Here is a 21130-nt window from a genome sequence, read left to right on the forward strand (position 1 = left end):
TTGACACTTTCACATAAACAGTTTTTAGATTAGATGAACAGATTCAGATTGGCACCGTCCGTTGCACCAAGGTAACTCGCGACGCCACCATAATCGATATCATCCAGTAATTCCTCTTTCTTAATGCCCATGATATCCATCGACATTGTGCAGGCGATCATTCGGACACCAGCAGCTTGTGCTTTTGCCATCATCGTCTCGAGTGCATCGACTTGTTTATCCTTCATGACTTTTTTCATCATTTTTTGACCGGCGCCTGCCATGTTCATGTTTGAGAGCGGTAACTCCCCGGCATGCTTCGGCATCATCATGCCCATCATCCGTTCAATGCCGGCTTTCTCGACTGCCGGTGCGTCTGGTTTTCGAATGATGTTCAAGCCCCAGAACGTAAAGAACATCGTCACTTGTTTCCCCATTGCCTGTGCACCTTGCGCAATGACGAAGGACGCAAGTGCTTTATCGAGGTCACCACTGAAGACGACCATCGTCGCATCATCTGCCGGATTGACTTGAACCGGTGCTGGAACTGTTGTCTCTCCTTGCCCTTTTTCAAGCATGACCTCGACGACACCTTGATTCATCTCCGCTGAATGGACTGTGTGACCTAGTTTTTTCGCCCATGCTTGAACGTCTGGCAAGAATCCTGGGTCTGACGCCTTGACGAAAATTTGCTCGCCGTCCGTCATCTGATCGATTTTTGTTTTCAGCTCTAAGATTGGACCTGGGCACTGTAAGCCGCACGTATCGAGCAGCGCCACTTGTTCTGGTGCAGTCTTCGTTGTTGGCTCACGTTTCGTTACCGTCACAGCTGTCTCCTCCTTCGCTTGGCTTCGTGCTTCTTGATCACGATGCACGACCGACCATGTTTTGTAGCCGCCGCTTAAGTTTTTCACATCATAACCGTATTGTTGCAACAGTTGACTCGCAACATATCCACGTAATCCGACTTGGCATGTCACATAGATCGTTTGATCCTTCGGCAGATCAGTCAACTTCTCACGTAACGTCGGTAACGAGATATTGACCGATCCCGGAATCGCGCCTAACTCGTTTTCCGATGGTTCACGGACATCGAGTAATAAGCCGCCATTGGCGACGATCGCGTCAATTTCGTGCCAATGAACGTTCGCACTGTCACCAAGCACGATGTTCGACGCGATATACCCTGCCATGTTGACCGGATCTTTCGCTGAACTATACGGCGGTGCATATGATAGTTCAAGATCTGGTAGATCAAGCACTGTCAATCCACCTTTGATCGCTGTCGCGAGAACATCGATCCGTTTCTCGACACCTGTCATGCCGATTGCCTGCGCTCCGTAGATCGTTCCTTCGATTGGATCAAATAGTAACTTCATCGAAATCGGACTCGCCCCTGGGTAGTATCCCGCATGCGATCCCGGGTGGAGATGCACGGCTTCATAACGAAGACCAAGTTGACGCAACCGTTTTTCATTGTTACCGGTCGAAGCGACCGTCAAATCAAAGACTTTTGCTACCGCTGTTCCGAGTGTGCCGCTATACCGGACGTCGCGTCCGGCGATGATGTCAGCAACGAGGCGTCCTTGACGGTTTGCCGGCCACGCGAGTGGAACATGTGTCGCTTCCTTCGTGATATAGTCTTTGACTTCAATCGCGTCACCAATCGCAAAGATCGATGGATCAGATGTCCGCAGTTGATCGTCGACTTGAATCGTCTGTTTGATGCCAAGTGTTAAACCAGCATCTGCTGCGAGCGTGCTCTCCGGTGCGACACCAATTGATAAGATATTCATCTCTGTTTCGATCACGCGTCCGCTTGTCAGGACGACGCGGCGACCTGCCTCTTCAAAACGAGCGACGCCATCTTCTAGAATCAACTCGATGCCTTTTGCACGAAGATGTTCATGAACGATGGCTGCCATTTCCGGGTCGACCGGAGCCATGACTTGATCCGCCATCTCAACGAGGGTGACGTGCGCCCCACGTTCTGCGAGATTTTCTGCCATTTCAAGACCGATGAATCCACCGCCGATGACAAGTGCTTTATCAGGACGATTTGTATCAACGTATTCCCGCATCCGGTCCGTATCTGGGATGTTCCGTAACGTAAAGACGTTCGTTGCGTCATCGAGTCCTGGAATGTTCGGACGGATCGGTTTTGCACCTGGAGAAAGAATCAGATGATCGTACGATTCATCGTATTCTTCACCCGTTTCGACGTTGCGGATCGTGACCGTCTTCGCTTCACGGTTGATCCGAATCGCTTCCGACAAATTGCGGACATCTAAATTAAACCGTGCATGCATGCCTTCTGGCGTTTGGACGAGTAATTTATTGCGATCTTTGATGACATCTCCGATATAGTAAGGCAGTCCACAGTTCGCGAACGAAATCTCTTTTCCTCGTTCAAGCAAAATGATTTCTGCCGTTTCGTCAATCCGGCGCAGTCGCGCTGTAGCCGTAGCGCCACCAGCGACGCCGCCTACGATGATCGTTTTCATCTGATGATTCCTCCTTGATTTTCTATCTGCCACTTAATATACCCTGTCAGGTATGTATTTTCAAGTCAGTTGCTCTCAGATTCACAAACATGACATATCTCTACTCTTTTGTATTTTCTTCCTATCTTAACGGACATTAGTTGCAATTCCTTCTGAAATGCTTGAAACTGAATTTATAGTATATAAAGGGGGATTTTGAAATGGACCAGGAACGTAACTCGAACGAATCAAACGAGAACAATAAAGTGACACCGATTCACCAAGATCGTCAACCCGAAACAAACGAACAAGGAATCGCGCCACAACAGCAACAACACTTGGAAGCATTCCAAGCTTTCCTCGTTGAAAAAGGCATTCCAATGGAAGCACGTGAGAATGAGACACACGTCTTCTTCATGACACAAGAAAAAACACCTGCAGGAGCAGAACCGATGATGATGATCGTCTTCAGTAAGACGACGACAGATGTCGAATTATTCGCTCGTACGGTGACACACGTACCAGACGGTGTCGAGGATCTCCCGATTCTGAACGCCATCAATGACTTCAACCAAGAGTTCAAATACTTCCGCGTCGTTCTCGACAGCGACCGTGATGTCACGATCGCATCAACGATCGATCTTGATCATGGCTTCAACCCAGCTGCGATCTTCGGACATTCTGTCATGATGTTCCAAGCATCAGACGAAGTCTACACGTATTTGACAAAACTGTACGAACAGTTCTAATTTCTCATTTTAAAACGGCTTTGGAGCCCTGCTCCGAAGCCGTTTTTTTCTTTAAAGTTCAATTGACAATGAGAATTATTCTCGCTATAGTTAGATTTGTGAAAACGACTACATGACGGAAAACGTCTTATTAATTCTTCTGGGGGAATCACGATTATGAAAAAACGTTTAAAAGTAGCTTCAATCTTCATGGTAGCCGGTATCTTAGCTGCCTGCGGTTCGAATGAAACGGATACGACTGCACCGAAAAAAGAGAAAACGGAACAGTCGACCGAAACTAAATCAGCAGATGCGGGGATCGCTGCAACGACACTGACAGATGAATTGACGATCTTCAGCTCAATCAAAACAGAACTCGACAAAGCAAAAGAAGGACAAGCGATCGATTGGAAGATGGTCACGACAAGTTATGAATCGAAACTAAAAGGTGGTGTCGAGACGACAGCACCAGAAATCGAACAAGTCATCCAGTCTGCTTTAGCAGGTGTGGAAGCGAAGGATCTCGATGAGAACATCGCGCGTCAACTCGTGGATAAAGGTCTACAATCGTATTTCTATAAATTACAAAAAGCAACACAAGCAAAAGCTGAAGAAGCACTCGTAGCTGGTAAACCGGAAGCTGCAACGGAAGCACTCAAGGACGTGGAAGCGATGGCGAAGACCGTCTTCATTCCGACAGCTGAAAAACGGGACGCGAGCTACGGCTTCAAAAACGAAGACGCCATCGCTCAAGCGATCACATCAGGTCTTGCAGCTCAGCAAGAAGCCATCGACGCGAAAGAAATCGGTGACTTCAATGTTGCGAAACAAGTGACGGATAAATCGATTTATCGTTCCTTCTATTTAGCTGCACTCGGTTATGCACAAAAAATCGAGGATGGCGTCAAAGCCGGTACGGACGAAAAAGAATTACAAATGGAACAAGCAGAAGGATATGGCTTCCTCCTCGCGATCGAAGAATCATTAGCGGGCGGAGACGAAGAGGCTGTCAAAACACTGAAAGAGCGCTATGATTTCTCAAAAACAAAGCCAGCTGACGTTTCTTACAAAGAAATCGAAGGATTGTTCGCAAAAGCGTTGACTGAAAAAGTCGACGGGTATCATGAAGAGGCACAAGAAGCGATCGAGAAGAAAGACGTCGATACAGCACGTGCAGAAGCAATGGAAGCGAACATGTTCGTCGTTGCGATGAAACCGACGCTTGAGAATCGTCTCGGCAAGGACAAAGCAGCGCAAGTCGCAAAAGATGCAAACGAATGGTTCGCACTCGTCGAAAAAGGCGACGTCAAGGCTGAAACGACAGGTGAACGAATCACAGACGCACTCGAACCACTTAACTAAGAAGGAAATGGAAACGGAGGGATAAGATGAATATCGGAATCACAGGAGGTGCCGGCTTCATTGGCGCCGCCCTCGCCCTCCGGCTCCAGCAGCACCATACCGTCCATGTACTTGATGCTTTCACGGACTACTATGATGTTCAGTTAAAAGAAGAACGAGCAGCTGCATTAAGACGTGCCGGTGTTACCGTTACGATCGGTGACGTTCATCACGATCTCGACGCCTGGATGGAGACATCGTTCGACGCCGTCTTTCATCTCGCAGCTCTTCCAGGTGTTCCGCGTTCGCTCGAGGAACCGCATCACTATATTCGTGAGGACATCGATATGACGGTGACCTTGTTAGAAGCCGCAAAAAGACATGGCATGCCGCATGTCTTTTTCGCGTCTTCTTCTTCCGTTTACGGGGAACAGACTGGTCCGCTGAAAGAAGATCAGGCAACGGGACACGTCGCCAGTCCTTATGCGGCAGCCAAGTATAGTGCCGAAAGCTTTTGTCATGCTTATGCTCATTTATATGATGTAAACGTGACGCTGTTTCGCTTCTTTACGGTCTATGGTCCTTCGGGTCGTCCTGATATGGCGCTGTTTCGATTCATCGAACAGGCATTACGCGGAGAGGCACTCACCGTCTTCGGTGATCCGATCCGTGACTTCACGTATATCGATGACATCACCCGCGGAATGGAACAGGCGTTGCTGGCTCGTGCAGTAGGGACGTATAACCTCGGCGCGAATCAGCCGGTCTCCGTCCGCACTCTAGCTGAACGGATCGGTCAACGGTTTGATGTGCCCGTGCAAACTCAAACTGCACGACGTGGGGACGTGACGATGACATGGAGTGATACGACGGCTGCAAAAGAAGCCTTCGGTTACCAACCGTCAATCGAGATCGATGTTGGACTGGAGCAGGTGATCGCGTGGCATCAAAACCGCTGATTCGAACGTTTCTGTATCTGACGCTTACCGGGCTTGTCATCTTTTTACTGCTCCGTTTTTTCCTGGAGTTACCGGTCTCGTATCGGTACATTGAAGCTTTATTCAAGAGTCCCTGGACGATCCTTGCAACCTTGACGTATGCGATCGCCTTTTATTTACGCGCGGTCGCCTGGCGCCGCGCTGATGCCAAACGTGCACCGACTGCTGTATACCTGTCGAGCCTGTATCTCGGACTGACGATCAATCATCTCTCACCGGTCAAACTGGGAGAGATGATCCGACTCGTGACGGCGAGAGCCGTCGGAAGTCCATGGAAACAGACGAGCGCGATCTTCGTCTTACAACGAAGTATTGACTTGATCGTTCTGTGTACCTTCATTCTGATCGGTTGGTTGTTTCACCCAATCGTCTTGCTCGTCGCGCTCCTTGCGACCGCGTTATTGCTCGTGTTACGCCGACATGTCCCGCATCTCCCATCGCTCGTTCTGTTCGGAACGCTCGCTTGGGCAGTCGAGGCACTCGCCGTCTTCCTCCTCTTGCACGGAGCAGGTATCGATGTGTCCTTCCCGACGACATTGATTGCGATGAGTGCCGGTGTCCTGTCCGGTGTGATTCAGTTCACGCCGGGTGGTCTCGGTACGTATGAACTCGCGATGGGTACGGTGTTACGGCAAGCCGGTGTTGCCCATGCGTACGACGTTGCCTTGATGACGCACTTCTTTAAATATGCCTTTGCTTTTCTCATTCCGCTGTACGTTCTCATTCGGTATCCGGCTACGCTTCGGTTGTTGATTCGTCAGCTCAAATACACTGATTGGAAAGGAGGAAGACGATGAAAAGCGCTTCTCGCTTTGAAAAAGTCGCAGCACGCGCCTGGAACTTACTCAATGAAGGAAAACCCTTCACACCCATTTTTACGATCGGCGTCTTCTTGACGTACGCCTTATGGACGCAGATGCCACTCGCAGAAGCTGGTCTTGGTTTCATCGTGACGCTTCCTTTGTTCATCTTGCTTTGGCGTTATGATTTTCCGTTATTTTTACGAAATTACCTTTGGATCCCGGTCATCGTTTGGCTGTTCCTTCGGGGTACGAATGCAGATTACTTACCTTTGTTCGCCTATGGCGCAGGTCTTTATTTCTTCTTCACGATTTTTTTCTGGGGAACGATCTATTATCATCTCCGGATCGGAACGCGCTGGACAAACTTCACGCGTTTTTGGAAACTCGTTCTGAAGAATAGTGATTCGACAAGTGGTAACGCGCAGGAGCAACTGCCTAAGGTTGCTCTGTTGCTCATGTACTGGTGGACGGCAAATGACGCGTCGACACTCGACATGACGTTCATCTGGTTCCCAATTGGTCTATTCGTCTTTGCATGGATCCTGCATCACTACCTGTTCGACTGGAAACCGAAGTTGCCCGAGGCAATGACGGTAGATGCCAATCTTCCGACTTCAGAAAAAGTCTATGTCCTGATTGTCGACGGGATGCGTAAAGATCGCTACATGGCAGCAAACACGCCGTTCCTCGAACGATTGCGTCAGGAAGGAACGGAATATACGAATATGGAGACGGTTTACCCTGCCCGGACCGTCGTCTGCTTCAGTTCGATGTTCACCGGTGCTCGCCCGGAAGATCATGGCATTCATTCGAACATGGTCTGGAATACGACCGGCGTTAAAACGGATACCGTCTTCGATCGCCTCCGTGCCGTTGACAAGTCAGGAAAAATCCTTGGTATCGCACACCTTGTCGATGCGTTCGGTTCAACCGACGTGCGGACCGTCACAGCAGTCATGCATAACGATGTTGCAGATCGAAATATCGTAGAACGTGCCAAACAAATCGTCCATGAAGAGGATCCGGATCTGCTCGCGATTCAGTTGATCGGAACGGATCAAACGGGACACAGTCGAGGCACTCTCTATTCCGAGTATGTCGAAAAAATCGAGGAAGCGGATGCGCTCCTTTCCGAGTTTTGTGAGGAGCTCGATCGCCTTGGTAAACTCGAGGATGCGACACTCATCGTCATGGCGGATCACGGTCAAGCGGACGGAATCGGTGGACACGGTCACTTGGATGAAGGCGAACGGTTCGTTCCGTTCTGGATGTATGGTAAGAACGTTCATGCCGGTCTGAAAGTGGATACGCACCGCCATATCCTGTCACTCGGACCAACGATCACAAAAGTCCTAGGGGCAGACATCCCGCACGATAGCCGTGGTGTGCTATTGACAGAAGCGTTCAAGGAGGCGAAGTCTAAATGAAAATCATCGTCTTTTTACCGGCCTACAATGAGGAAGTGTCGCTCCCACTCGTCTTAAAACGGATCCCGGACATGATCGACGGTATTCCGGTCGAGACCCTCGTCATCGATGATGGTTCGACTGATGCGACGAGTACGATCGCGCGTCAACACGGCGCACATGTCTATCGGTTCGAACAAAATCAAGGACTCGGCGCTGCAGTCCGGGAAGGACTCCGGCAATCCTACGAACTTGACGCGGATGTTGCTGTCATGATCGATGCGGATAACGAATATCCGGCCGATCAAATCCCGGATATCGTGCGACCGATCTTACACAATCAGGCCGACTACGTATTCGGTTCTCGCTTTCTCGGTACCGTCGACGGGATGCGACTCTATCGCTATATCGGGAATCATGTCTTCACGTGGTTGCAATGCCTTTTATTGAAACGTAAAATCCATGATGGTCAAAGTGGAATGCGTGCTTTTTCACGCGCAGCGTGTCACCATGCTGAGATTATTCACGATTATAACTATGCCCAAGTCTTAACTCTCAATCTCGTCCGAAAAGGCTTCCGCCTGCACGAAGTCCCGATTCGTTATCGGGTCCGGGAAGCAGGAAAGTCTTTTATCCGTCTGAATTACGTCCAACGTGTCCTCCCCGCAATTTACCGGGAATGGCGACGACCGATCACACAGCTTAGCGTTGAAGAACGCATGGAACGAAAGGAGCATCTCGGATGAAACGCCTTCTTTTGCTACCGCTCCTCCTGCTCTCACTGTTCGTGAGCACTTCCACGGTTTCCGCTTATAGTTACGGAGACCCAGGAAAGGAAGCTTTTGCGGAAGCGTATAAACAATTTGAAGAACAACTCGATGCCAAGGATTACGCGCTTGCGAAAGAGACGCTTGCCGCCTATGATAAAGAATTCAAACTGTATTTCCCTGAAGCGAAAGCGAAGATCGACACGGCTCTCGAACAAGAAGATGCCGAGGCTGCCAAACAAGCGTATCGCGTCGCTCTCCGCCAAAATATCGAACGTCGCCTGCACTTTGCTGAAGAGCAGTTCGAGGACTTCGGTCAAGCGAAACTCTTACTCGCGAAAGCCCGCGGGACATACGATGTGCTCGCACCTTACGTCAAGGAAAGCAAGGATGCACAAACATCCGATGACGTGTATACTGCATTTGATGAATCCTTAAAAGCACTCGGAAATCCTGGTCTGTTTGGGGTCGGGAAAAAAGCGAGTGATGAAGAATCCTTCAAGAAGAACATTACGATGATCGAAGATACGTTGACGCCTCTTTTCGTCCTGCCGGGTGAAGAAAAAACAGGCGTCTTCACAGAAGAAGACTCCTTCCTCGGTCAAACGTTCGGAACGGACGCGATTTGGAAATTGATTGCGCTCGGACTCGTCATCGTCCTCATCGTCATCGTCGTCATTGGTCAATGGAAGAAGAAACGCCGCTCATAAGGAGGAAGACAGATGGATTTTCAAGCGTTTTTGATTACGCTTCGGGAGTGTCTCGAGGCTGTTCTCATCGTTGGGTTGATCTTAGGTTATCTCGATCGATTGAACGCTCCACAATATAAAAAGTGGGTCTACGCAGGTGTCGGGTTGGCACTTCTCGCTAGCCTTGGTGTCGCGTTCCTGTTCCAAGTCGTCTTTACGAGTTTTGCGAGCTTCGGAAGCGATACGTATCTCCGTCTCGGCATCATGATGGTCTCCGTCCTGCTCTTGACACACATGGTCCTCTGGATGGGAAAGGAAGCGAAAGAGAATCAAAAAGCCTCCCAAGCGAAGGTCGCCGCTGCCGTCTCGACGGGTAGTGCCATCACGATGATCATCCACTCCTTCCTCGTCATCGTTCGAGAAGGAATTGAGACCGTCTTCTTCTTCGCTGCCATCTCAGGTGGGGAAATCGAAAAAGTACTGACGAGTTACGGTGCGGTTTCCGGTCTGTTACTCGCCTTGATCTTCGGATACTTATTCGTTTCCGGTTCCATGAAGATTCCCGTCAAACGCTTCTTCCAAGTAACGGGCGTACTCATTCTATTCATCGCAGCCGGCATGCTCGTCCAAACGATTGGACGCTTCCAAGATCTTGGTTTGCTCGGTAGTCTCTTGATGAATGCTGACGGCACACCAGCTGCTGTATACAATATCGTCGGCTTCATGCCGGAGCACTATATCGATCAGGTGCAATACTTGCGTGATACAGGAAACTCGACATTGATCAGTGGACAGATCGGAACGTTCATGGCCGCGATGTTCGGATACAGCCATAACCCATCGCTCGAACAAGTCGTCGCTTGGTGGGGCTACTTCGCCTTTGCCGGTTGGATGTTGCTCCGTCAAAACAAACCATCGAAGTCATCAAAGTCCTTACAGGAGGTTTCTTGACCGTCCGAAGCGATCGTTCACGTCCGCGTGGACGATCGCTTTTTTGGATCACGCTTCTATTCATCGGTGGCTGGATTGGTTTACGGATCATTTACGTCAGTCCCTTCATCGCGAGCTACGATATTGCGAACTTTACGCTCGCTGTGACCGATTATGATTTGGCTGATTTACGTCCGCACTTTCCGGGTTATCCCTTTTTCATCTTATTTGCCAACCTGTTTCTGCCACTGATGATACCTGTCAAAGCGCTCGGACTCGTCTCCACACTAGGACTGGCAAGTGCGCTCTTGCCACTTTACTCGCTCTTTCGCCGTCATGCGTATGATACGACTCGGCTGATCGCTGCCTTTACCGTTCTCTCCACTGCCTCACTCGTGACGTTCGCTGCGACAGGGATGTCGGATGGGCTCGCCCTCGGACTACTCGTCTGGTACGGCTGGAGCATCGAACGCGCACGGCATCAGATTCGTCGCTGGCTCCCGTATCTTCTGTTTGGTTTACTGATGGCGACTCGACTGTCCTATGCGCCGTTTGGTTTCATGTTGCTTGTCCTGCTGTGGCAGGTACGAAAGGATTACTGGCAACTCTTATCCGAGTGCGCCCTTCTTGTTCTCGCACAACTGGCTTGGTTGCTACCGGTCGCTTTTTCTGTCGGTGGACCCTACTCGTTTCTTCAATTATCACTCCGCTTCGTCAGCGGTCATTTTTCCGATTGGGGTGGTTCTGTTCAGACCGATGATGCCTCCATCGTTCAACGATTTGCCCAGACGCTTCAGCAACTCTTCTGGCATGGGATCGGCTATGGCACGTGGATCGGACTAGTGTCTGGACTGCTACTATTCTTACGCAGACGTTGGACGGTCGATGTCGCTTGGGGAGCGACGGCTGGACTCTATTTCGTCTGGGTCTGGCTCGGACAAAATATCGATAAACCCCGTCACGTCTTACCGCTTGTCCTGTTGCTACTCATCTGGTTGATCCGTCAGCTTCCGTTGCGGATGTATCTGCCGTTTTTAGTCGTTCAGTTGACGATCGGTAGCCTCGCGTTGAACGAACAAGCAACGCGTCCTCCGGCGACGATCGAACTAGCGCGTTACGTAGCGACTCTTCCAATCGGCGCGACAGTCTTTACCGACGAGGAAGCTCGCCAATTCCAGTCCGAACGACCGGATGCCGCGATCGTTCCGATCGGGTCAATCAGTAAATGGAATGCAGAACCAAAATCCGACCAGAGTTACGTGACTGGTCGATTGCTCGAGCGCCTTCACGCTCAAGGCGTGCGACCAAAAGTCGAACTGGTCGTCCACTTCACGAGTGATACCCGATACGAACCAGAAGACGCGCAAGCGATGCTATATCAACTAACGCCACCTTGATGGCACGACTGCATGTATACGAAAAACCATGTTGATTCCCGAATGACGCAGTGGAAATCGACATGGTTTTTTCATTGCTGCGTATCGTAACGACGTTCCATATAATCAAAGGTACCGCCGCTGATTTCAATCGTCCGAATCGGTTCGAAGCCGAGACGGCGATACAATCGCTGTGCCCCTGCATTCGTTTGATCAGCGTTTAAGGTGAATGCTCGTAGTCCCCGTTTCTCGCCCTCTTCCGCCGCTGCTTGTAACAGTTCCGTACCAATTCCCTTTCCACCATGACGCGCATCAACCGATAAAGTATCCAGGTAATAGACCGGTCCTTCCGTCTCAACATCGATTTGGATATCTTGACCCGTCCAGCGCTTCAGTTGGTCTTTGATCGGTTCGTCGAGTCGTTTCGCATCCGTCCCTGCATAAGCAATGACGATACCCGCTACTTCATCCTCGATGATTTTTACGAGGATGTTTTCATGACTCAATCGGTTTCCTGTTTCAGCGACGAAGTACGCGAGTCGATCTAGAACCTCCTCCCGCTTTGTCGTTCCCGTCAGTGTCTCAGCGATCTCATGAATCGCTTGCTCAATCAACGGGGCAATCTGTTGTGCTTCAGAAGCATGTGCTTGTCGAATCATCTCATCCTTCTCCTTTCGTTTTTTCTAATCAATAAACCTGAAAAATCGGACTCGACGATGTCGAATCCGATACATGATTTTTTTAGACATTCATCCATTTCACTGCGTGACTTTTTGTACGACAGGTGCCGGTACGATGACAGGCTCCCGTGTCATGACAGCAACGACACGTCCAGCGATCGCTACAGCCAGTAACGTATATAACGTTAAGCTGAGCGGCAGATAGACGAGTGAGATGACTAACACGATGGCATCGAGTCCGAACAAGATCGTCCCGATCGATAGACCTGTCAGTTTGCTGAGTCCCATCGATAACAAATCGTCTCCACCTGTTGCCGCTCCACTTTTCAAAACAAGTCCGAGACCATATCCGGTCACGATGCCACTAGCGATTGCTGCGATGAGCGTCGCTGGCCAAGCCTGTTCTGGAAAGTGGAACAAATCGAGTCGGTGCCACATCTCATAAAAGATTGATAACGCACCTGCTGAAAGTAACGCTTCACTGACGAAACGTTTCCCTTTGAAGTACAAGGCACCAATGAAAAATGGAATATCGAGCACGATCATTGAAATCGAAGGATTGATATCAAAAAAGTATCGACCGAGCAACGATAATCCGATGAAGCCGCCTTCTGCTAATCCGAACTGTTCATTCAATGTGTAGTAACCGAACGCCATGATCAGCGTACCGGTTAAGATGGTTGCGATTCGTTTCATGTTTTATTGTCCTCTCCCGTTTACATCGTGGGAGAGGTTTTATACGTCCCGTTTGGGTATTCATCTATTTTCGCTCTCCCTGATTTTTATAAGCCATTACCGTCTTGTTCGTTTTGACCGGTACTGCTAAAAATCAGGTAAGCTGAATAGATGATTGGTCCTCTCGGTATCCATCGGTTTCCACCCCTTCATTAAAAATCTACATTCATTATAACCCGAATTTCAGTAACTAAAACAGTTTTACGCGTTCTTCACATAATCCAAACACTTTTGCTCACTCATTCACAATTTAGACAAGATTATGCTCAACATTGAACAAACTACTTGAAAACGACCTTGTGAAGGATTACACTAAGTATATCAAATGAATGTGATATTTATCACAAACAAAACACAAAGGAGACTTTACCCATGAAAGTAGCAGTCATCGGATGTACACACGCAGGAACAGCAGCAGTCAAAGAACTCGCTTCGCAACAAGACGTCGAGATTACCGTTTATGAGCGGAATGACAATGTATCGTTTCTCTCTTGTGGAATCGCGCTTCACGTCGGTGGTGTCGTCAAACATGCGGAATCACTTTTCTACTCATCACCAAGTGAACTCGCTGAACTCGGCGCTGAGATGCGTCTGAAACATGATGTGCTTGAAATCGATAGTGAACGCCAAACGATCGTTGCGAAAAACCTCATGACTGGTGAAGTCGTTTACGATACGTACGATAAACTCATCATGACGACAGGATCATGGCCAATCATTCCGATGCTTCCTGGCATCGAGTTGAATCAAATCGAGCTCTGTAAAAACTATCACCATGCTCAAACAATCATTGAAAAAGCGACAGAAGCACAACGGATCACAGTCGTTGGTGCAGGGTATATCGGTGCTGAACTCGTCGAAGCGTTTGAAGCATACGGAAAAGACGTCACGTTCATTGATAGTGCGGATCGCATTCTCAACAAATACCTCGACCGCTCATTCACTGACGTCATCGAACGTGAATTGACAGACCGTGGTATTCGTCTCGAACTCGGGCAAACCGTCCAAAGCTTCAAAGGGGAAAACGGCGCTGTGACACACGTCGTCACAGACAAAGGAACGTTCGAAACGGATCTCGTCATTCTCTGTGTCGGTTTCCGCCCAAGTACGGAACTCTTAAAAGGACAGGTCGACATGCTACCGAACGGTGCCATCATCGTTGACGATTATATGCGCACAAGCAACCCGAACATCTTTGCTGCTGGTGACAGCTGTGCCGTCTATTATAATCCAGCTCGGACACATGCCTATATTCCACTCGCAACGAATGCTGTCCGGATGGGAACATTGATCGGTAAAAACTTGCGCGCACCAAAAATTCGCTACCAAGGAACACAAGGCACATCAGGTCTTCGCTTATATGATTTGAATATCGCATCGACTGGTTTGACAGAAGAAGCGGCACCCTTGTTCGGACTTGAAGTGAGTAGCACAACAGTCACAGATGCGTATCGCCCAGAGTTCATGCCAACAGCAGAAGACGTCCAATTGAAGCTCGTCTTCGAGACAGCAACCCATCGTGTCGTCGGTGCACAAATCATCTCAAAAGTTGATTTGACACAAGCGATGAACACACTGTCTGTCGCGATTCAAAACGATATGACACTTGAAGAGCTCGCTTTCGTCGACTTCTTTTTCCAACCGCACTACAACAAACCGTGGAACTTGCTGAACCAAGCAGCTCTGCAAGCAATGAATGAGCGTCAATCCGCTCGTGTCTAAGCGCATTACACGATAAATCAAACAAGCAACGGATCACCGTTGCTTGTTTTAGACTGAAGACAAAGCGCAATTTTTCTCTAACGAGAAGGATTGCGCTTTTTTGTTCGTCTCGAATCGTTTTCCTGGGACAAGCATCGCGCCGCTTCGCTTCACTGCAGGGTCGCTCCTGCTTGTTTTTTCCTAGGAAGCGATTTCGAATGAAAACCCCAGTTATGTCGTCTTTTTCTCCGATTCAGTCTCAAATAGATGCTGCCAGTCCTGATACGGCATTGTGCCGTTCACCGTCTCCATGTCAAAGCGTAACGGTGCAATCAACTCGAGTGAATTTCCATCTGGATCCTCGAAGTAGATCGCCGCGTGCGCATGTGGATGGTTATCGAGAACGAGCGGTTGATCGGCTGCCGCTACACCAAAGGCGGATCGGACGATAATGCCCATCTCCTTTAACCAGTCCTGTGCTTTATCGATATTTTCTTGCTCCATTCGAAACGCCACATGTCGAATCGATGGATGATACGGTAACTCGGCTTGACCGGCTTTCCATAAACCTAACCAACTCTTGCCGTGCTCGATCCAAAAGAAAGCGACGCGTTCATTTTGGAACGCACATGCAAGTCCCAATTTTTCATAAAAGGCAATTGATCGTTCGAGTTCTTTGACCGGTAAATGAGCTTCATACAATCCAGTAATCATCTTCTTCACACTCCTCTTTTTCTAGTGTAAACCATCAATTTCCAAATTTACTACGATCAGAAACGTTTAATCCGACCTGTTGAGGGAACATACACCCTATACCAAAACCAACTTTCAGGAGGAATGTTTACATGGCTGCATCGAAAAATCCGTTAACCCAATACTTCAATGACGATTTCCCAAAACAATATCAGGACGCACCAGCAGTTCAAGCAAAAATGGAACCTGTTCCCGATTGTGGCGAAGAGAGTTATAAAGGCTCTGGCAAATTGATCGGCAAAAAAGCACTGATTACGGGTGGCGACTCCGGCATCGGCCGAGCAGCAGCCATTGCCTATGCTCGTGAAGGGGCTGACATCGTGCTCAACTACTTACCGGAAGAACAACAGGATGCGGAAGAAGTCAAAGCACTCGTTGAAGCAGCGGGACAAAAAGCATATCTCTTACCTGGTGATTTAAGTGATGAAGCGTTCTGTCAGCAACTCATTAAAGAAGCACACGAATCGCTCGGTGGACTCGACATTTTGGCACTTGTCGCAGGTAAACAACAAGCCGTCGAAGATATTCTCGACCTGTCAACGGAGCAATTACGTAAGACATACGAAATCAATGTCTTCTCCCTTTTCTGGGTCGTCAAAGCAGCCTTGCCACTCTTGAAAGAAGGGGCTTCGATCATTACGACGACATCCGTTCAAGGATACAACCCAAGCGCGAACCTCTTAGATTATGCATCGACGAAGTTTGCCATCAACGGGTTCACGCGTGGACTCGCTAAACAAGTCGCGCCAAAAGGAATCCGTGTCAACTCCGTCGCACCTGGTCCGATTTGGACACCGCTTCAAATCTCGGGTGGTCAGCCAAGCGAGAACATTCCAGAGTTCGGGCAGGAAACACCACTGAAACGAAGTGGTCAACCGGTCGAACTGTCGGATGTGTATGTCTTCCTCGCTTCAGACGCTGCGAGCTATGTTACGGCGCAAATCTATGGTGTCACAGGCGGAATCGAATTGGCATAAGGATTGAATCTCGACAGGATAGCTTCGGCTATCCTGTTTTCATGTGTCTTAACGGGATATCAGTTGCATCACGAGGCACCATTTAGTCTAATGAGAGTAATAACGATGAAGGAGTGAATCAGATGACTGAAAAAGAAAAGATGATTCAAGGGGAACTCTACTTAGCACAAGATCCGGAACTCGTAGCTGACCGTATCCGGGCACAATCGCTCTGTTATGAGTTCAATCAATTGAGTGTTCATGATGGGACTAAACGGAAGGCACTTCTTCAACAATTATTCCAGACGGAGCAAGCCGACTTTTACATTGAACCGACCTTTAAATGTGACTATGGCTACAACATTACGTTAGGGGCTCGCTTTTATGCCAACTACGACTGTGTCTTGCTCGATATTTGTCCGATCACGATTGGTGACAACTGCATGCTTGCTCCAGGAGTACATATCTATACTGCGACCCATCCACTCGATCCTGTCGAGCGCAACAGCGGTTATGAATTCGGGAAACCGGTCGTCATCGGGAATAACGTCTGGATCGGTGGACGCGCGGTCATCAATCCCGGTGTGACGATCGGAGATAATGCTGTCATCGCCTCAGGTAGTGTCGTCGTCAAGGATGTACCGGCAAACAGCGTCGTCGGTGGAAATCCAGCCCGAGTCATCAAAACAATCTAATTCTCATCAAATTCTAATCTGTTCCTCAGCTTCCTTTCACATGGTCTGGTTATTCTATGTATAAGAACAACAGCCACTACTAAAGGAGGACATCATCATGACTGAAAAACGAACAGATAAAGGGAATAAACGTTTCAAAAAAGGAATCGCTACACTTGCCGTAACGGGTACAGTCTTAACAGGAGCCGGTGCGTTCCTACTCTTCACAGGTCCGGGACACTCTCTCGTCAACTCGACGGTCACCACTTCACAGCAGGCAGAGCAAAAAGTCGAAGCTGCTTCGCGCCAAGTCGAACAAAAGCTTCCTGCTTCGATGCGTGACGATCAAGAAATCGAAGGCACATTACAAAAACTATCGGATCGTTCAATGACGATCGACGTCAACGGTGACACTCAGACGTATGACTTTGCTTCGTCAGTCGAACGCGAAGCCGTGCAAGAAGGCGATTGGGTCAAAATCGATCTGAATGCGAATCAGCAAATCACGGAACTGGAGCGAGAAGATCAAGACGATCGGAATGACCGAGAGGACGATGGCAATCGCTCAGATGATTCATCAGACGATGCGAATGAACGGTACGGCATCCTTCGTGCCCTATCACAAAGTGAATTGACACTCGAACAAGATGGACAAGAGACGGTCTACGCGATTGCGGATCGTGCGGAACGCGACGATGCGAAATCTGGGGATATCGTGAAAATCGAATTGAATGCAGACGGTCAAGTCCGTGAAATCGACCGCGAAGATGACGACGAGAATCGTAATGCTACACGCGACGAAGACGGTGACGATGCACGGGAACAAGAAGTCCGCGGCACGCTCGCTAAAATAACGAATCAAGAAATCATCATCGAACAGAATGGTACGCAAAAATCGTACTCTCGTGCATCAAACATGGAACAAGATGATGACATCCGAGTCGGTGGTTCCGTTAAACTTGAGTTAAACGCGTCAGACGAAGTGAAAGAAATCGATGAATGATCATTAAAGGAGGATGTTTATGCCAACTACCATCTTAATCGTTGAGGACGATGCGAAAATCGCACGCCTCCTTGAACTCGAACTCCAATATGCCGGGTACGCGACACGTGTCGCCCCCAACGGAAAAGATGGTCTCGCTGCCGCTGAGCATTCGGTTGATCTCGTCTTACTCGACGTGATGATGCCGGAGCTGAGCGGCTTCGAGGTGTTGCGCAGGCTCCGTGGAAAAGGTATTCATATCCCCGTCATTATGCTAACAGCACGTGGGGAAGTTTACGATAAGGTCGCAGGACTCGATCTTGGTGCGAATGATTATGTGACGAAACCGTTCGAGATGGAGGAACTCCTTGCCCGGATCCGTGCGTTACTACGCACTCCGACTTCAACTAGTAACGCATCGCGCACGTTACAGTTCGCAGATCTTGTACTCGATCTTGATCGACATGAAGCATTTCGCGATGAATTGCGACTCGATTTGACACCACGGGAGTTCGAACTCCTGACGTATTTACTGGAAAACAAAGAACATGTCCTGACACGCGAACAAATCTTAAATCGCGTCTGGGGATACGATTACTTCGGCGAGACGAATATCGTCGACGTCTACATCCGTTACCTTCGAAAAAAAGTCGATGCTCACCCTCCTGCTTTGATCCAGACCGTTCGTGGGGTTGGTTATGTACTGAGGGAGGCGAACCCATGAAGCTTCGAACGAAACTTGCTTTATCCGTCACCGCCTTTACGACACTTTTATTGTTGCTTTCGTTCATCGTCGTGACCTTCGTCGTCCGCAATCATTTGATTGAATCGCGTTATACCCAACTGGAACAGGCGGAGGAATTGATGGAGGATGATTCATCGGTCCGGGCATTGTTGACGCTTCATGAGGATTCCGTCGTCTTATCGAACGAAGATGGACGATGGGTCATTTCAAATGATGAAGATGACGACGACTCGTCTACCGTTAACGGAGACGTACAAGCAAGTGACCTACCCGGTATCCCGCGTTCGAACGAACCTTTCAAATCTGGTGATTGGTTCGGTATCGTCTATCAGGATCAAGCCTATTTATTCGAAGATGAAAGCGTCGATGATACGGTCTCGACACTCGTCTTGACCTTCACCATCGTGTTGGTCGTTGGAATCGTCATCGCGTTCATCAGTAGCTTCTGGATTGCGTATCAGACGCTCCGCCCGCTCAGGCAACTGAATGATACGATGCAACGGATCTCGTCTTCTGGAACGCTTGAGACCGTGCAGACCGAACGTGATGATGAGATCGGTCGCCTCGGTCGCGTCTTCAATCAGATGATTGGGCGTGTCGATCAGACGATGGAACAACAACGGCAGTTCGTCGCCGATGTCTCGCATGAGATGAAGACACCGCTGACCGTCATCGAAGGGTATGCGCAATTATTGAAGCGATGGGGCAAAACGAAGCCGGACGTCCTCGATGAATCGATTGAAAATATCTTACAGGAGACGCATGCGATGCGGACGACCTTGATCGAGCCCATGCTCGAACTGTCTCGTCTCGGTTATGAAGAAACGTCTGTCGAAGAGATTGACTTAGCCGAGCTTGGGAGCGAACTCGCTGATCGGATGTATCACGCGACAGGGACGATCATCCCTGTTGATGCCTCTGGAACGATCCTGGCGAATCGCGAAGCGGTGCTACGCATCTTGACGATTTATATCGATAATGCCCTGAAATATGCCACTTCTCCTGAATTGCATCTGCGCAAGGAGCGACTCGCTGTTCTTGATCGAGGAACATCTCTAACGAACGAAGAACGTACCCGGTTATTTGACCGGTTTTACCGACTTGATGCAGCACGCGATCGTTCAGGAAGTGGACTCGGATTGTCGATTGCTGCAGCTCTAGCGACGACGCATCATTTTCAGGTCGGTAGTGAAGCCCGTCAACCAGATGGCAGTTGTTTCTATCTGATTCCCGAGCAGTCTAAATGAAACTTTTTCTACATTTGTGTCGTACACTTAAGGAAGAACGTCACATGATGAAAGAAGGAATTTCACGATGGCTAAAAAACGTTGGGGTGGACTTGCTGTTGCCGGCGCCTTTCTCTTAACGAAAGGAAAGGTCATCCTTGCCTTATTGAAATTTTCGAAGTTTGGAGGCACTCTGATTTCGTTCGGAGTTTCGCTTCTCTTTTACGCTCAAGTATTCGGTGTCTGGTTCGGGGTCGGATTGCTCTATCTCCTATTCATTCATGAGATGGGACATCTACTCGCTGCGAAACGACTCGGTTTTAAAACGGGTCCCGCGATTTTCGTACCGTTCATGGGAGCCGTCATCGGGATCAAAGATACGTTCCGGACACCAAAACAAGAAGCGATTCTTGCGTACGGTGGACCACTCGCGGGTCTCGTGTCCCTGATTCCGCTTGCGATTGGATACGCTGTGACCGGAAATGACTTTTGGCTCGTCATCTTCCATCTCGGGGCTCTATTGAATCTCTTCAACCTACTTCCCGTCAGTCCGCTTGACGGCGGACGGATTCTTGCGGGACTTCCGATCATCGTTTGGGTTGCAGGTCTTGCTGCCTTGATTGCTTACGGCATCACGAACTTCAGCCTGATTCTGCTCTTGATTGCTTTCTTCGGCGGCAGTGCTGTCTGGAAACGGTATAAGTTCGCAAAACAATATGAGGCGAACCGATCGACCTTGATGTTATACCGTGCTGCACGCGAACGCGTCTTACGCGCAAAGGCGGAACAAGAACGTGCAAACGCGGAAGTCGCTCTTGCACCGGAAGTGGAGGAAGAACAAACGGTCGAAAGTACGTACGACCCGATCGCTTGGTCGCTTCGTCTCGATTTACAAGATTTGCGACAAGCGAGTCCGGAAGAGGCACGTCAGGAAGCGGACGATCTGTTACGGTATCAATATGATGCTGCGAACGACTACGATGCGTTGTTGCGACGAATCGATCAGCGGATCGAACCGCTCCGACTCGCTGAAGAGTCGGTCCAGTATCACCAGATGCCGAAAAAACAACAAACGATCACCTTACTCGCTTACTTGGCGCTCGGTGCCATTTTATTCATTGCTTTCGAGTACTCGAAAGGGTACTTGCCTACACCATCTTAAAACGAGTTCCATCGGA

At 49.2% G+C, this 21130-nt stretch carries 20 protein-coding genes; 16 read left to right on the forward strand and 4 right to left on the reverse strand.

Translation table 11 applies throughout. The annotated features are described in order from the left end of the window. Positions 1-29 precede the first annotated feature (29 nt). Positions 30-2483 (reverse strand): CoA-disulfide reductase, encoded by a 2454-nt coding sequence (locus tag ASF99_RS14170; RefSeq protein ID WP_055969565.1) that lies wholly within the window; start codon positions 2481-2483, stop codon positions 30-32. Positions 2484-2683: 200 nt separating this feature from the next. Between ASF99_RS14170 and ASF99_RS14175 the strand changes: the two genes are divergently transcribed. The 9 genes from ASF99_RS14175 (at position 2684) to ASF99_RS14215 (ending at position 11521) form a co-directional block, all read left to right on the forward strand. Next, complete coding sequence (locus ASF99_RS14175) at positions 2684-3211, forward strand: YbjN domain-containing protein (RefSeq protein WP_023469644.1); 528 nt, start codon at positions 2684-2686, stop codon at positions 3209-3211. A gap of 156 nt (positions 3212-3367) precedes the next feature. Next, positions 3368-4552 (forward strand): hypothetical protein, encoded by a 1185-nt coding sequence (locus ASF99_RS14180; RefSeq protein WP_035395649.1) that lies wholly within the window; start codon positions 3368-3370, stop codon positions 4550-4552. A gap of 26 nt (positions 4553-4578) precedes the next feature. Next, complete coding sequence (locus ASF99_RS14185) at positions 4579-5490, forward strand: NAD-dependent epimerase/dehydratase family protein (protein ID WP_035395647.1); 912 nt, start codon at positions 4579-4581, stop codon at positions 5488-5490. After that, on the forward strand, positions 5472-6326 hold the full coding sequence (locus tag ASF99_RS14190; protein WP_055969568.1) for a lysylphosphatidylglycerol synthase transmembrane domain-containing protein: 855 nt from the start codon (positions 5472-5474) through the stop codon (positions 6324-6326). Before ASF99_RS14185 ends, ASF99_RS14190 begins: the two co-directional genes overlap by 19 nt. Further along, a complete protein-coding gene (locus ASF99_RS14195) occupies positions 6323-7759 on the forward strand; it encodes an alkaline phosphatase family protein (RefSeq protein WP_035395644.1) in 1437 nt (478 codons plus the stop codon). The genes ASF99_RS14190 and ASF99_RS14195 overlap by 4 nt, the downstream gene beginning before the upstream one ends. Next, complete coding sequence (locus ASF99_RS14200; RefSeq protein WP_023469649.1) at positions 7756-8484, forward strand: glycosyltransferase family 2 protein; 729 nt, start codon at positions 7756-7758, stop codon at positions 8482-8484. The genes ASF99_RS14195 and ASF99_RS14200 overlap by 4 nt, the downstream gene beginning before the upstream one ends. Continuing rightward, entirely contained in the window at positions 8481-9215 is a 735-nt protein-coding gene (locus tag ASF99_RS14205; RefSeq protein ID WP_235515952.1) for a hypothetical protein, read from the forward strand. Before ASF99_RS14200 ends, ASF99_RS14205 begins: the two co-directional genes overlap by 4 nt. A gap of 12 nt (positions 9216-9227) precedes the next feature. Further along, positions 9228-10145 carry an FTR1 family iron permease gene (locus ASF99_RS14210; RefSeq protein WP_023469651.1) on the forward strand — a complete coding sequence of 306 codons (918 nt, stop codon included), beginning with the start codon at positions 9228-9230 and terminating at the stop codon, positions 10143-10145. After that, entirely contained in the window at positions 10142-11521 is a 1380-nt protein-coding gene (locus tag ASF99_RS14215) for a hypothetical protein (protein ID WP_055969571.1), read from the forward strand. Before ASF99_RS14210 ends, ASF99_RS14215 begins: the two co-directional genes overlap by 4 nt. A 71-nt stretch (positions 11522-11592) precedes the next feature. On the opposite strand, the gene ASF99_RS14220 is transcribed toward ASF99_RS14215, so the two are convergent. Together ASF99_RS14220 and ASF99_RS14225 are read right to left on the reverse strand one after the other, a co-directional pair. Beyond that, positions 11593-12159, reverse strand: coding sequence for a GNAT family N-acetyltransferase (locus ASF99_RS14220; protein WP_023469653.1), 567 nt, complete (start codon positions 12157-12159; stop codon positions 11593-11595). A gap of 99 nt (positions 12160-12258) precedes the next feature. Continuing rightward, positions 12259-12876 carry a YitT family protein gene (locus tag ASF99_RS14225; RefSeq protein ID WP_050678462.1) on the reverse strand — a complete coding sequence of 206 codons (618 nt, stop codon included), beginning with the start codon at positions 12874-12876 and terminating at the stop codon, positions 12259-12261. A gap of 411 nt (positions 12877-13287) precedes the next feature. On the opposite strand from ASF99_RS14225, the gene ASF99_RS14230 reads away from it, so the two are divergent. Further along, a complete protein-coding gene (locus ASF99_RS14230) occupies positions 13288-14637 on the forward strand; it encodes an FAD-dependent oxidoreductase (protein ID WP_035395637.1) in 1350 nt (449 codons plus the stop codon). A gap of 210 nt (positions 14638-14847) precedes the next feature. On the opposite strand, the gene ASF99_RS14235 is transcribed toward ASF99_RS14230, so the two are convergent. Then, complete coding sequence (locus tag ASF99_RS14235) at positions 14848-15330, reverse strand: VOC family protein (protein ID WP_055969574.1); 483 nt, start codon at positions 15328-15330, stop codon at positions 14848-14850. A 131-nt stretch (positions 15331-15461) separates the two neighbouring features. Here ASF99_RS14235 and ASF99_RS14240 point away from each other — a divergent pair, with 131 nt between their 5' ends. The 6 genes from ASF99_RS14240 to ASF99_RS14265 all read left to right on the forward strand — a co-directional run bounded on the left by ASF99_RS14240 (position 15462) and on the right by ASF99_RS14265 (position 21114). Continuing rightward, entirely contained in the window at positions 15462-16346 is an 885-nt protein-coding gene (locus ASF99_RS14240; protein WP_055969577.1) for an SDR family oxidoreductase, read from the forward strand. A gap of 122 nt (positions 16347-16468) precedes the next feature. Further along, positions 16469-17020 (forward strand): maltose acetyltransferase domain-containing protein, encoded by a 552-nt coding sequence (locus ASF99_RS14245; protein ID WP_035395634.1) that lies wholly within the window; start codon positions 16469-16471, stop codon positions 17018-17020. Positions 17021-17117: 97 nt separating this feature from the next. Then, positions 17118-18002 (forward strand): hypothetical protein, encoded by an 885-nt coding sequence (locus tag ASF99_RS14250; RefSeq protein ID WP_055969580.1) that lies wholly within the window; start codon positions 17118-17120, stop codon positions 18000-18002. A 19-nt stretch (positions 18003-18021) separates the two neighbouring features. Then, the gene (locus tag ASF99_RS14255) at positions 18022-18705 is read left to right on the forward strand and encodes a response regulator transcription factor (RefSeq protein WP_035395630.1); all 684 of its coding nucleotides are present in this window, start codon (positions 18022-18024) and stop codon (positions 18703-18705) included. After that, positions 18702-19973: a sensor histidine kinase gene (locus ASF99_RS14260; RefSeq protein ID WP_035395628.1), complete on the forward strand. Its 1272-nt coding sequence runs from the start codon at positions 18702-18704 to the stop codon at positions 19971-19973. The genes ASF99_RS14255 and ASF99_RS14260 overlap by 4 nt, the downstream gene beginning before the upstream one ends. Before the next feature lie 67 nt (positions 19974-20040). Then, entirely contained in the window at positions 20041-21114 is a 1074-nt protein-coding gene (locus ASF99_RS14265; RefSeq protein ID WP_023469662.1) for a site-2 protease family protein, read from the forward strand. Positions 21115-21130 lie beyond the last annotated feature (16 nt).

Source organism: Exiguobacterium sp. Leaf187, from assembly GCF_001423925.1.
GTDB classification, from domain to species: Bacteria; Bacillota; Bacilli; order Exiguobacteriales; family Exiguobacteriaceae; genus Exiguobacterium_A; species Exiguobacterium_A indicum.